7 protein-coding genes are annotated in these 13,145 nt (G+C 70.6%); 5 read left to right on the top strand and 2 right to left on the bottom strand.

The genetic code is table 11. The features are described 5' to 3' along the window. Positions 1–33: 33 nt before the first annotated feature. Both glgP and ACFY04_RS23050 read left to right on the top strand, forming a co-directional pair. A complete protein-coding gene (gene glgP, locus ACFY04_RS23055; protein ID WP_389119220.1) occupies positions 34–2,670 on the top strand; it encodes an alpha-glucan family phosphorylase in 2,637 nt (878 codons plus the stop codon). A 171-nt stretch (positions 2,671–2,841) separates the two neighbouring features. Next, entirely contained in the window at positions 2,842–3,474 is a 633-nt protein-coding gene (locus ACFY04_RS23050) for a hypothetical protein (protein WP_389119219.1), read from the top strand. Positions 3,475–3,585: 111 nt separating this feature from the next. Here the strand turns inward: ACFY04_RS23050 and ACFY04_RS23045 are convergent, their stop codons facing one another. After that, on the bottom strand, positions 3,586–5,856 hold the full coding sequence (locus ACFY04_RS23045) for a M4 family metallopeptidase (RefSeq protein ID WP_389119217.1): 2,271 nt from the start codon (positions 5,854–5,856) through the stop codon (positions 3,586–3,588). Between the two features lie 382 nt (positions 5,857–6,238). On the opposite strand from ACFY04_RS23045, the gene ACFY04_RS23040 reads away from it, so the two are divergent. Then, positions 6,239–7,714 (top strand): sugar transferase, encoded by a 1,476-nt coding sequence (locus tag ACFY04_RS23040; protein ID WP_389119215.1) that lies wholly within the window; start codon positions 6,239–6,241, stop codon positions 7,712–7,714. Between the two features lie 22 nt (positions 7,715–7,736). Here ACFY04_RS23040 and ACFY04_RS23035 read toward each other — a convergent pair whose 3' ends face one another. Beyond that, complete coding sequence (locus ACFY04_RS23035) at positions 7,737–8,681, bottom strand: GDP-L-fucose synthase family protein (protein WP_389119213.1); 945 nt, start codon at positions 8,679–8,681, stop codon at positions 7,737–7,739. Positions 8,682–9,082: 401 nt separating this feature from the next. Between ACFY04_RS23035 and gmd the strand changes: the two genes are divergently transcribed. Beyond that, positions 9,083–10,096, top strand: a complete 1,014-nt coding sequence (gene gmd, locus ACFY04_RS23030) for a GDP-mannose 4,6-dehydratase (RefSeq protein WP_189742990.1) — start codon at positions 9,083–9,085, stop codon at positions 10,094–10,096. Positions 10,097–10,342: 246 nt separating this feature from the next. Further along, the gene (locus ACFY04_RS23025) at positions 10,343–13,126 is read left to right on the top strand and encodes a DNRLRE domain-containing protein (RefSeq protein WP_389119211.1); all 2,784 of its coding nucleotides are present in this window, start codon (positions 10,343–10,345) and stop codon (positions 13,124–13,126) included. Positions 13,127–13,145 lie beyond the last annotated feature (19 nt).

Here is a 13,145-nt window from a genome sequence, read left to right as displayed (position 1 = left end):
TCCGATCCGTAATCCCCTGCGAAGGTGGAACACGTGAAGGCTATCCGTCGATTCACCGTGCGCCCCGTCCTCCCGGAACCCCTGCTGCAGCTCACCGAGCTCGCGCGCAATCTGCGCTGGTCGTGGCATTCCGAGACCCGTGAACTCTTCCAATCCGTCGACCCCGAGGGCTGGCAGGCCGCCGGCGGCGATCCCGTCCGGCTGCTCGGCTCGGTCTCCGCGGCCCGGCTCGCCGAACTGGCCGCGGACCGCCGGTTCCTGCGCCGGCTCGCCGTCGCCGCGGCCGACCTCGATGACTACGTGAACGGCGGGAGGTGGTACCAGAGCCAGGAGAACGGCGCGGAACTGCCCGCCGCCATCGCCTATTTCTCCCCCGAATTCGGTATCACCGCCGCCCTGCCGCAGTACTCCGGCGGCCTCGGCATCCTCGCCGGGGACCACCTGAAGGCCGCCAGCGACCTCGGCGTCCCGCTCATCGGGGTGGGCCTGCTCTACCGCCACGGCTACTTCCGCCAGTCGCTCTCCCGCGACGGCTGGCAGCAGGAGCACTATCCCGTCCTCGACCCCAACGAACTCCCGCTCGGCCTGCTCCGTCAGGACGACGGCACCCCCGCCCGCGTCTCGCTGACCCTGCCCGGCGGACGCACCCTGCAGGCCCACATCTGGCAGGCCCGCGTCGGCCGGGTGCCGCTGCTGCTCCTGGACTCCGACGTCGAGGACAACGACGCCGCGGCCCGCGAGGTGACCGACCGGCTCTACGGCGGCGGCAGCGACCACCGGCTGCTCCAGGAGATGCTGCTCGGCATCGGCGGTGTGCGCGCGGTGCGCACGTACTGCCGGATCACCGGCCATCCCGATCCCGAGGTCTTCCACACCAACGAGGGCCATGCCGGATTCCTCGGGCTCGAACGCATAAGGGAACTGGAGCGGGAGCAGGGCCTCGGCTTCGACGGCGCCGTCGAGGCGGTGCGCGCCGGGACCGTGTTCACCACGCACACCCCCGTTCCGGCCGGGATCGACCGCTTCGAGCGGGCCCTGGTCTCCCGGCACTTCGGGGAGGGCGGGGAACTGCCCGGCGTACCGGTCGAGCGGATCCTGGAACTGGGCGCCGAGACCTATCCCGGCGGTGACCCCGGCGTGTTCAACATGGCCGTCATGGGCCTGCGCCTGGCCCAGCGGGCCAACGGGGTGTCCACCCTGCACGGCGCGGTCAGCCGCGAGATGTTCGCCGGGCTGTGGCCCGGCTTCGACCCGGCCGACGTGCCCATCACCTCCGTGACCAACGGGGTGCACGCCCCCACCTGGGTGGCCCCCGAGGTGGTCCGGCTCGGCGCCCGCCAGATCGGCCCGGGCCGTACCGAGGACGCCCTGTCGGTCGGCGGCTCCCCGCGCTGGGACGCGGTCGCCGAGATCCCGGACCAGGACGTGTGGGACCTGCGCCGGGTGCTGCGCGAGCAACTGGTGCAGGAGGTACGGGACCGGCTGCGCGCCTCGTGGTTCCAGCGCGGGGCCGCGGCGGCCGAACTGGGCTGGGTCGACTCCGTGCTCGACCCCGACGTGCTGACCATCGGATTCGCCCGGCGCGTGCCCTCGTACAAGCGGCTGACGCTGATGCTGCGCGACCCGGACCGGCTGCGCAGGCTGCTGCTGGACCCGGAGCGGCCGGTGCAGATCGTGGTGGCGGGCAAGGCGCACCCGGCCGACGACGGCGGGAAGCGGCTCGTGCAGGAACTGGTCCGCTTCGCGGACGACCCGCGGGTACGGCACCGGATCGTCTTCCTGCCCGACTACGGCATGGCCATGGCGCAGAAGCTCTACCCCGGCTGCGACGTCTGGCTGAACAACCCGCTGCGGCCCCTGGAGGCCTGTGGCACGAGCGGGATGAAGGCCGCCCTGAACGGCTGCCTCAACCTGTCCGTGCTGGACGGCTGGTGGGACGAGTGGTTCGAGCCGGACTTCGGCTGGGCCATCCCCACCGCCGACGGGCTCGGCGCGGACGAGGACCGGCGCGACCACCTGGAGGCGAGTGCCCTCTACGAGCTGATCGAGAACCGGGTCGCGCCCCGGTTCTACGACCGGTCCGGCCGCAGCGGGCTCCCGGTGCGGTGGATCGAGATGGTCCGGCGCACGCTCGTCTCGCTGGGGCCGAAGGTGCTCGCCGGGCGGATGGTCCGGGAGTACGTGGAGCGGCTGTACACGCCGGCCGCGCTCGCCCACCGGGCCCTGGACGCCGGGGCGGCGCGTGACCTCGCCTGGTGGAAGGGGCGGGTCCGGGCGGCCTGGCCGCGGCTCTCCGTCGAGCACGTGGAGACGCTGGCCGCGGCTCCGGTCAACGGCACCGCCGAACTGGGCGCCACCCTCACCCTGCGCGTGCAGGTGGCGCTGGACACGCTCACCCCCGAGGACGTGGAGGTACAGGCCTTCGCCGGCCGGGTGGACCCGCAGGACGTGATCCGGGACGGGCGCAGCTTCCCGCTCAAGCCGGCCGCGGGGCCCGATCTGGAGGGCCGCTGGGTGTACGAGGGCCCGCTCGCCCTCGACCGTACGGGGCCCTTCGGCTACACGGTGCGCATCCTGCCCGCGCACCCGCTGCTGGCGACTCCGGCGGAATTGGGCCTGGTCGCGGCCCCGGTGGAGACGGACGCGGGGGGCGGGGTACTCCTGCGCTGACCTCGTCGCGGGGGCCGGGCGGTGCGCCGTGGGTGCGCGCCGCCCGGCCTCATGGGTGAACCACGCTCGCGCCGGGTCTGCGGAAACGTATCTGCGGGGGGCTGCACTCCTACGCTGCCCGAGGATGCCACCGGACCGGTATCCGCGGAACCCGAGGAACGGACTCCCCCCATGCGTCTTCGCCCGACCGTCGCCGTGTTCGTCGGCGCTCTCGCGCTCGCCCTGCCCACCGCCGGCCCGTCGGTGGCCGACGACCACGGCGAACGCGCTCTCGGCACACTGCACTACCAGTACCTGGACGCGGCGGGCTCCGAGAGAAGAGGCCAGATCCAGCCCGCCGACAACGACACCTGCTACCTGCTGACGCGCACCTCCCGCGACGAGCCCGCCATCGAGGTGCGCAACGAGACGGAGTCGCTGGCGGTCCTCTTCGACAACCGCAGCTGCAACGGCGAGGCGGAGAAGGTGCTGAAGCCGGGGGAGAAGGCGAATCGGGTGGAGGCCGTCTCGGTCTACTTCAAGCCGGTGGACGAGGAGGACTCGGGCCTGGGCGACAACGGCGGCAATGGCGGTAACGGCGGGAACGGCACCTGGCCGGGCCGGGACGACCGGCCGCGGGACGACGAGGCCGTCGAGGACCAGACCGGCGGCAACGGCGGGAACGGCACCGGGCCGGACCGGGACGACCAGTCGCGCGACGACCAGACCGACCAGAACCAGAACCAGAACCGGGACGACGAGGAAGAGGAGGAGGAAGAAGACTTCCTCACCGCCGTCTTCCGCGCCCTGGGCCGACGCGGGTAGCGCAGGCCCCGGCGGAGCCGGACCCATGGAACAGGGCCGCCCGGGGAGGATTCCTCCCGGGCGGCCCCGTGGTCTATCTGCTCAGCTGTCGTTCACGCTGCCCCGGTGGGGTCAGAAGGTGAGCTTCCAGCTGTTGATGTAGCCGGTGTCGAGGCTCGCGAGGTCCGCGACACGCAGCTTCCAGGTGCCGTTCGCGACCTCGGAGGAGGCGTTCACGGTGAAGGACTGGACGATGTTGTCCGCGCTGCCGCCGCTGCGGTTGCGCAGGTTGTAGACGGAGCCGTCAGGGGCGACCAGGTCGACCTTGAGGTCACCGACGTAGGTGTGGACGATGTTCACGTCCACCTTGAGCGTGCTGGGGGCGTTGCCCGAGCGCGTCACGTTGATCGGGGACTCGACGGTCGAGTTGTCCGCGATCTGATAGTCCGTGGTGTTCTCGAAGACGCTCGGCTGCGTGGTGCCGACCGTCCAGGTGAACGCCGCGGTACCGGTCTGGTTCTGCGAGTCGGTCACCGTGACGGTCACGTTGGACGTGCCCGCGGTGGAGGCCGTGCCCGAGATCAGGCCGTTGGAGGAGTTGATCGACAGGCCGGCCGGCAGGCCGGTCGCCGCGTAGCTCAGCGCACCCGGGTTCGTGCTCGTGGCCTGGACCTGCAGGCTCACGGCGCTGCCCGTGACGGTGCTCTGGTTGGCGATCGGGGTGACCGTGACGCCGTTGGAGATGCGGGATCCGACGGCGACGCCGGCCCATGCGTTGGCGACGTTGTTGTAGATGGCCGAGCCCTGGCCGTAGAGGTCGGCGGCGGCCTTCAGGGTCTGGACGCGGGCGTCGGCGTAGTTGGTGTTCGACTTGAAGTAGCCCACCGTCAGCGCGCGGAACCAGATCTTCGAGGCGGCGTCACGGCCGATCGCGGTGACGGGCAGGCCGTCCGCGGTCGGCGAGTTGTAGCTCACGCCGTTGATGACCTTGGCGCCCGAGCCCTCGGAGGCCAGGTAGTACCAGTGGTTGGCCGGGCCCGACGAGTAGTGGACGTCGATGCCGCCGAGGCCCGAGTACCAGCTGTCCTTGGACGCGCCGTCCTTGCTCGGCTTGTCCATGTACCGCAGCGGGGTGCCGTCGCCGTTGATGTCGATCTTCTCGCCGACCAGGTAGTCGCCGACGTCCTGCGGGTTGTTGGCGTAGAACTCGACGGCCGCCGCCATGATGTCGGAGGTCGCCTCGTTCAGACCGCCGGGCTCACCGCTGTAGGTCATGTTGCCGGTGACCGAGGTCAGACCGTGGGTCATCTCGTGCGCGGCCACGTCGGTGGAGGTGAGCGGCTTGTTGTTGCCCTCACCGTCGCCGTACGTCATGCAGAAGCAGGAGTCGCTCCAGAACGCGTTGACGTAGGCGTTGCCGTAGTGGACCCGGGTGTACGGGGCCACGCCGTCGTTGCGCAGGCCGTTGCGGCCGTGCACGTTCTTGTAGTAGTCCCACGTCACCGCGGCGCCGTAGTGCGCGTCCGCGCCGGCCGTCTCCAGGTTGGACGGCAGGTTGTTGCCCCAGATGTCGTCCGGGCCGGAGAAGAGCGTGCCCGTGCCGGAGCCGGTGCCGCGGTTGAGGTTGTACGTCTTGTGGTTGCCGCGCGCGGCGTCGGTCAGGTTCCAGGTGCTGCCCGACTGGGTGGTCCCGAGGGTCACCTGGCCGCTGTACATCGTGTTGCCGGTGCCGGTCTCGATGGCCTGCCACTCGGTGATCTTGGCGCCGGTCTTGGCGTTGGTCACCACGTGGAGCTCGTTCGGCGTGCCGTCGTGCTGGAGGCCGCCGACGACGGTCTCGAACGCGAGGACCGGCGCGCCCTCGGCCGCCCAGATCACCTTGCGGGCGCCCTTGGAGGCCTTGGCTTCCTTCGAGCCCTCGGCGTTGGCGGCGGAGACCGCCTGGCTCTCGGCGGCCGCCGGGGTGACGGTGGCGCTGGTGTCGGCGACCTTGATCTCGTGGTTGGTCGCCTTGGTCACGCTCTTGGTGACGCCGTCCTTGGCGTGGACCGTGAGGTCGCCACCGAGGACCGGGAGTCCGTCGTAGGTGCGCTCGTAGGTGGTGTGCGTGGTGCCGTCCGCGTCCTGGACCACGTCGCGGACGACGAGCTTCTCGCCGCTGCCGAGGCCGAGCGCCTTGGCGGCCTGCACGGTGGTCGAGTTGGCCTCGGCCAGGAGCGTCGCACGCTCCGAGGCGCTGAGTGCGCGGTTGGCCGCGCCCGGGTTGGGCTGGGAGGCCGTGGGTGCCTGCGACGCGGTGGCGTCGGCGGTGGCGGTGCCGGTCTGTATGCCTACGGCGAGCAGAGCAGCCGCGGCAACGAGCGCGCCGGCCGCGGTGGCACGCCTCTGGGGGGTGGACCTCAACGCAGACTCCTTCTGCAAGGGGGGTTCCGGATGGCTGGGTGGGCCTCCGGGCAGAACAGGGCTGGTGCGATGAACGGTCGAAGATTGCCACTCGCAGCGACAGATGTCAGGGCCGCGTCAAAAGGTTGGCCGGAAACGGTCCGTTGTCCGAAGATGCGTATCCGGTATCCGGACCATTTACCTCCGTAAGCCCCCTGGGCCGTCCGACATACGGAACGTCAGATACCGGTTGCTAACACTTGCGCAACAAGAGACTGCGTTGACTCAAACGGCATTTACCGTACGGGTGTTTGTCGTACTGTTTCCCGGTGCGGCAGATGTTCGTTGCCAGGGGAAGCGATGGGCATCCGCCACTGTCATAGACCACGTGCCAGGGGGGCCCATGAGGCATGTCCATATTCCTGCGCAAAGAGTGGCCCGAGCGGCCAGGGAGTCTCTTGCGCCCACACGGCGCCTCGGGGACAAGGCCCGTTGGTACCGCCCGGCCGCAATCGCCGCCGACTTCTTCGGCGCCGCCATCCCGGTAGGACTCGTCTTCGACGCCGCGCAGCAGGTCCGGCCCGTCTACTGCGCCCTGGCCGCCGCCGCGGCGTGGACCGGGGTGCAGGCGCTGCGCCGGCGCTATGCGACCCGGACGCTCGGGGAATCGCGCGGTGTGCTGCCGGTCGTACATGACTGGCTGATTCTGATCGGCGTTCTGGCCGTGGCACGTGTGGTGACCGAAGAGGCCACCCCCCGGCTGTCCGCTCTCGGGGCCCTGCTGCCCGCTCTGCTCATCACCGTCGCCGTCCACAAACTGACCTACCGCCACCTCTCGGCCGCCCGCCGCGAGGCCCAGGCCGTCAGCCGGGTCCTCGTCGTCGGTGAGCCCGACGCGGCCGAGGACGTCATCGCGCACCTCGCCGCCCGCACCGACCACCCGTACGTCGTCGTCGGCGTGGTCCCGGTCGGTGCCGGGCCGCTCGTCAGCGGGGTGCCCGTGGCGGCGCGGCTCGACGGAGGGACCCCCGAGGCCCCGAACGGCGACTCCGCGGCCGTGCTCGGCGCCGTCGCCAGCCACCACGCCGACCTGGTGCTGGTGGCCCCCGGCGTGCGGATCACGGGGGAGCGGCTGCGCCGGATCGCCTGGGCCCTGCACGACGCCGGGCTGGAACTCGCCGTCTTCCCGGGGCTGGTGGAGGTCTCCGTCAAGCGGCTGGAGACCCTCTCCGCGGGCGGGCTCGCCGTGCTGCGGGTGGCGCCGCCCGTCAGCCGCGGGGTGCAGACCCTGCTCAAGTCCGCCCTGGACCGGGTCGGAGCCGCTGCCGGACTGCTGCTGCTCTCCCCGGTCCTCCTGGGGATCGTCGTGGCCATACGCCTCGGCTCGCGCGGCCCGGCCTTCTACCGGCAGCGGCGGATCGGCCGCGACGGGGCCCCGTTCGTCATGTGGAAGTTCCGCACGATGGTCGTGGACGCCGACGACCTGAAGGCCGAACTGTCCGGGTCGAACGAGAACGACGGCCTGATGTTCAAGATGCGCCGCGACCCCCGGGTGACCCGGGTGGGCCGGCTGCTGCGCCGTACCTCGCTGGACGAGCTGCCGCAGCTGATCAACGTACTGACCGGCAACATGTCGCTGGTCGGCCCGCGCCCGCCGCTTCCGGAGGAGGTGGCGAAGTACGACGAGGTCGAGTTGCGCCGGCTCACCGTACGGCCCGGGATGACGGGACTGTGGCAGATCAGCGGAAGGTCCGACCTGTCCTGGGACGAAACCATCCAGCTCGACCTGCAGTACGTCGACAACTGGTCCTTCACCAGCGATGTCGACGTGATGGGCCGTACGCTCCGCGCCGTCGTAGACGGTCGCGGAGCGTACTGAGGAACCTGGGCCGCCTGTGCGATCAGCTCTGCTCGCGCCACCACTTGTACGTGGCGGCGATGCCGTCCCGCAGCGGGACGGCGGGCTTCCAGCCGAGCGACGTCAGGCGGCTCACGTCCAGCAGCTTGCGCGGGGTCCCGTCCGGCTTGGACGTGTCCCAGGCGAGCCGGCCGCGGAAGCCGGTCACCTCGGCGACCGTCTCGGCCAGTTCCCTGATGGTCAGGTCCTCGCCGCAGCCGATGTTGACGGGCTCGTCGCCGTCGTAGGTGTTCAGCAGCACGGCGCAGGCCGCGGCCAGGTCGTCCACGTGCAGGAACTCCCGGCGCGGGGTGCCCGATCCCCACAGGGTGACCTCGTCGCGGCCTTCGGCGGCGGCCTCGTGGAAGCGCCGGACGAGCGCCGGCAGGACGTGCGAGGTCTCCAGGTCGAAGTTGTCGCCCGGGCCGTAGAGGTTCGTCGGCATGGCCGAGATGTACGAGGCCCCGTACTGCTTGCGGTAGGACTGGACCTGGACGATCCCGGCGATCTTGGCGAGGGCGTAAGCCTCGTTCGTCGGCTCCAGCGGGCCGGTCAGCAGGGCGTCCTCGCGGATCGGCTGCGGGGCCAGCTTGGGGTAGATGCAGGACGAACCCAGGAACAGCAGCCGGCCCACGCCGGCGGCGTGCGCGCCGCCGATCACGCTGAGCTGGATCTGCAGGTTCTCCTCCAGGAACTGCACCGGGTACATGCTGTTGGCCATGATCCCGCCGACCTTGGCGGCGGCCAGCACCACGGCGTCCGGGCGGACGTCCCTGAGATACGCGGCGGTTGCGGCGGCGTCGCGCAGGTCGAGGTCGGCGCGGCCCCGGGTGAGCACCTCATGGCCGTCGGCGGTGAGCCGCCGGGCGACCGCGGACCCCACGAGGCCGCGGTGGCCCGCGACGAAGACGCGGGCGTTCGGGGGCAGGAGCGGCAGCGAACTTGTCATACCGCCGATGATGCCAGTCCGGACCCGCGGGGGGCGCAGGGGTCCACGGTGCGGGCCGGTGACCCGGGCCGGCGGCCCGGACGTCGTCCCGCGCGGCGGCGCCCCGGTTCCGGCGGACGGTTGGGGTCCCGGAACCTCCGGGCCTCGCCCTTCGTCCCGGCGCCGACCGCCTTTCCCGCCCGGACTTGGCGGGGCGGAACCAGGACCGGCCCGGCCCGCGTCCGCTCCGGGCAGGGGCGTCCGCCCCGCCGGGGCAGCCCGGGGGCAGCCGTGTACGGTAACGCAATCCGGCCCCCGGGCCGCGGCCGGGCCGCTCGGTGCGACGCCCGACGGCCCGCTCCGCACCCACTCCGAGGCACAGCCTCACCACGACCGACAGAAACCACCAGCAAGGGGACCCCATGGGCAAGACCGCACTGATCACCGGAGTCACCGGACAGGACGGCTCGTACCTCGCCGAGCTCCTGCTCTCCAAGGGCTACACGGTGCACGGGCTCGTGCGGCGGTCCTCCAGCTTCAACACGGAGCGGGTCGACCACATTTACCAGGACCCGCAGACCGCGAACCGGTCCTTCGTCCTGCACCACGCCGACCTCTCCGACGGCGTCGCCCTCGTGAACCTGCTCCGCGACATACGCCCCGACGAGGTCTACAACCTCGGCGCCCAGTCCCACGTCCGCGTCTCCTTCGACGCCCCGCTCTACACGGGCGACGTGACCGGCCTCGGCGCGCTGCGGCTGCTGGAGGCCATCCGGGCCAGCGGTGTCGACACCCGCATCTACCAGGCCTCGTCCTCCGAGATGTTCGGTGCCACCCCGCCCCCGCAGAACGAGGCCACGCCGTTCCACCCGCGCAGCCCGTACGGCGCCGCGAAGGTGTTCGCGTACTGGACCACGGTGAACTACCGCGAGGCGTACGACATGTTCGCCGTCAACGGGATCCTCTTCAACCACGAGTCCCCGCGCCGCGGCGAGACCTTCGTGACCCGCAAGATCACCCGCGCGGTGGCCCGTATCAAGGCCGGCCTCCAGGACCACCTCTACCTCGGCAACCTCGACGCGGTGCGCGACTGGGGCTACGCCCCCGAGTACGTCGACGCGATGTGGCGGATGCTCCAGCAGGACGAGCCCACCGACTACGTCGTCGCCACCGGAGTGGCCGCGACCGTCCGCGAGTTCGTCGAGTCCTCCTTCACGCACGCCGGTCTCGACTGGACCGACCACGTGCGGTACGACCCCAAGTACGAGCGCCCGAGCGAGGTCGACGCCCTGATCGGCGACGCTTCCAAGGCCCATGACCTGCTTGGCTGGAAGCCGACGGTCCTGGTGGCGGAACTGGCGCAGATCATGGTCGACGCCGACATCCGTCAGGTCGAGGACCAACTGGCGGGCGTGACAGTCCGCATCGACCGCTGAGGCCTTATATTTCCCCTACGGTTTGCTGTTTTCCGGCCATGCTCCGCAGCTCTGCAGGGGTATGGCCGGGGTAAACCTGCCGTATGTCCCTTGTGCACCCTCCATGCTGAACCTGTTGATTCCAAGTTGGTATGCAATGGGTCAAGAGAGGTGACCGGGCCTTCAACTGAGCCCTAGTCTGCGCCAGTACATATGGCTGTTCGGATAGATCCAGCCATCAAACCGGGCAATTGCCCTGGGGGGCTCATGCGTAGATCCAGAGGGCTGACTGCCGCCCTCGTACTGTCACTGGCCGGTGCGGGCACCGGCATAGGCCTGGTGCTGATGCCTCAGGCGTCCGCCATCACGGCGCCGGTGGCATTCACCGCCGACGAACTGCCGACCTGGCAGACGAACGGCGTCGTCTGGGCGATGGCCCAGGCCAACGGCACCGTCTTCGCCGGCGGTACCTTCTCGGCCGTCCGCCCGCCCGAGGGCGTGGCCGGTGCGGAGCAGAACGCCGTGAACTTCGTGGCGCTCGACGCCGCGACCGGCAATCCCACCTCCTGCAAGCTGGCCTTCACCATCGGCGAAGGCACCGCGACCGTTCGTACGCTGGTCGTCTCGAAGGACAAGAAGACCCTCTACGCGGGCGGGTCCTTCGGCGCCGTCAACGGCACCCCGGTTTCCAGCCTCGCCGCGATCGACATCGCGAGCTGCACCCCCAAGGCATCGTTCCACCCGAGCTTCCCCGCCACCGTGCGCGCGCTCGCCGTCACCGACGACACCCTGTACGCGGGTGGCGACTTCGGCACCGTCGAGGGCCAGACCCGCGAGCGGTTCGCCGCCGTGGACGCCTCCTCCGGTGCGCTGAAGCCCTTCGTCGCCAACGTCGACGAGCCGGGCCGCGCGGTCGAGGTCACCCCCGACGGCAAGAACGTGCTCCTCGGCGGCGACTTCTTCACCGTCAACGGCTCCAACAGCCACGCTCTCGCCGTGGTCAACGCCACCACGGGCGCGGTCACCAAGACGTACGGCAACATCCCGTCGAACTCGGTCGTCAAGGACATCTCCACCGACGACACCGGCTTCTACACGGGTCACGAGGGCTCCGGCGGCGGCGTCTTCGACGGCCGTATCGGCCTGCGCCTGAGCGACTTCACCGAGAAGTGGCGCGACCGCTGCCTCGGCGCCACCCAGTTCGTCCTGCCGTACGAGGGAGTGCTCTACAGCTCCTCGCACGCGCACGACTGCTCCACCGAGCTGGAGTTCCCCGACGGCAAGCGCAACTTCCTGCTGGCCCAGCCGACCAACCACGAAGGCGCCGCCCCCGCGCCCGTGGACGGCTTCGTGCGCGGCCCCGGCAAGCTCGGCTGGCACCCCACGGCCAACGACGGCATGGACGGCACCGAGGGCATCGGCCCGCGCGTCATGGCCGTGGCCGAGAAGAACGACGTCAAGTACATGTGGGTCGGCGGTGAGTTCACCCTCATCAACGGCAAGCCGCAGTGGGGCCTGACCCGCTTCGCCTCCACCGGCGACGTCGGCGCCCCGACCACCCCGGTGGCCAGCGCCTCCAGCGTCAAGCCCGGCGAGGTCCAGGTCCGCTGGCGCACCAGCTACGACGCGGACGACAGCAAGCTGACCTACCGCATCTACCGCAACGGCTCGGCCACCCCGGCCGCCACCGTCACCGCCGGCTCGCTGGAGTGGGAGCGCCCCCAGGCCTCCTGGAACGACGCCACGGTCAAGGCCGGCCAGAGCTACACCTACCGGGTGACCGCGACCGACGCCGCCGGCAACACCAGCGCCCTGTCGGCCGTCGCCTCGGTGACCGTCCCGACCTCGGTCCAGTCCTACCCGAACCAGGTCCGCACCGACGGCGCCGACCTCTACTGGCGCTACGACGACGCGGTCAGCCCCTACGTCGCCGACACCTCGGTGTCCGGCAACCGCAGCGGCGTCCAGCTCAACGCCCCCGCCCTGAAGCAGTCGCCCGGCGCCGTCTCCGGCAGCACGGCGATGGGCTTCAACGGGACCAGCCAGCAGGTGTACAGCGACCGCCGTCAGACGGTCGGCAGCACGTTCACCATCGAGACCTGGTTCAAGACGAACACCACGCGCGGCGGCAAGCTCATCGGCTTCGGCAACAACACCGCGCGCAGCAGCGGCTCGTACGACCGCCAGCTGTACATGACCAACACCGGTCGCCTGGTCTTCGGCGTCTACAACGGCTCGACCCGGACCGTCTCCACGGGCCTGTTCGAGACGTACAACGACAACAAGTGGCACCACGTGGTCGGCACCCAGGGCCCCGGCGGCATCACGCTGTACGTCGACGGCCAGAGCAAGGGCACCCTGAACGCCCAGAGCAACGCCACCTACGCGGGCTACTGGCACGTCGGCGGGGACAACCTCGCCAACTGGCCGACCCGTCCGACGAGCAACTTCTTCGCGGGTCAGCTCGACGAGACCGCCGTCTACCCGTCGGCGCTCACCCAGGCCCAGGTCAAGGGCCACTTCGACCTGGCCAAGGCGCCCACCGACACGGTCTCCGCGGTCAAGACGACCGAGGACACCTACATCAACCAGGGCGCCCCGAGCACCGCCTACGGCACGTCCACCTCGCTCGCGGTGCGCGGCAGCGGCTCGCTGTACGAGACGTACCTGCGCTTCAACCTGCCGGCCGCCCCGGCCGGCCAGGTCCTGAAGTCCGCCTCGCTGCAGATCAAGACCAGCACGCAGGCGAACTCCGGCACCACCGACACCGTGAAGGTGCTCCCGGTCACCGGTAACTGGACCGGCGCGGGTACGACCTTCAACACCAAGCCCACCCTCGGCACCACCCCGCTCGGCAGCATCGCGGGCGTGCCGGAGGGCTCCGCGGTCCACAACGTGGAGCTGGACACCGCCACGGTCTCCGCGGCGCTGGGCACCAGTTACGGCCTGGGCCTGACGAGCACGGGCACCGACCCGCTGTGGATCTGGTCCTCCGAGGCCACGGCGGCGGAGGGTACTCCGCAGCTGGTCCTCACCTTCGGCGCGAAGTAAGCGACGACAACCGAAACAA

Source organism: Streptomyces sp. NPDC001549, from assembly GCF_042894025.1.
Taxonomy (GTDB): Bacteria; Actinomycetota; Actinomycetes; order Streptomycetales; family Streptomycetaceae; genus Streptomyces; species Streptomyces kutzneri.
This window is presented reverse-complemented; position numbering and strand designations above follow the sequence as displayed.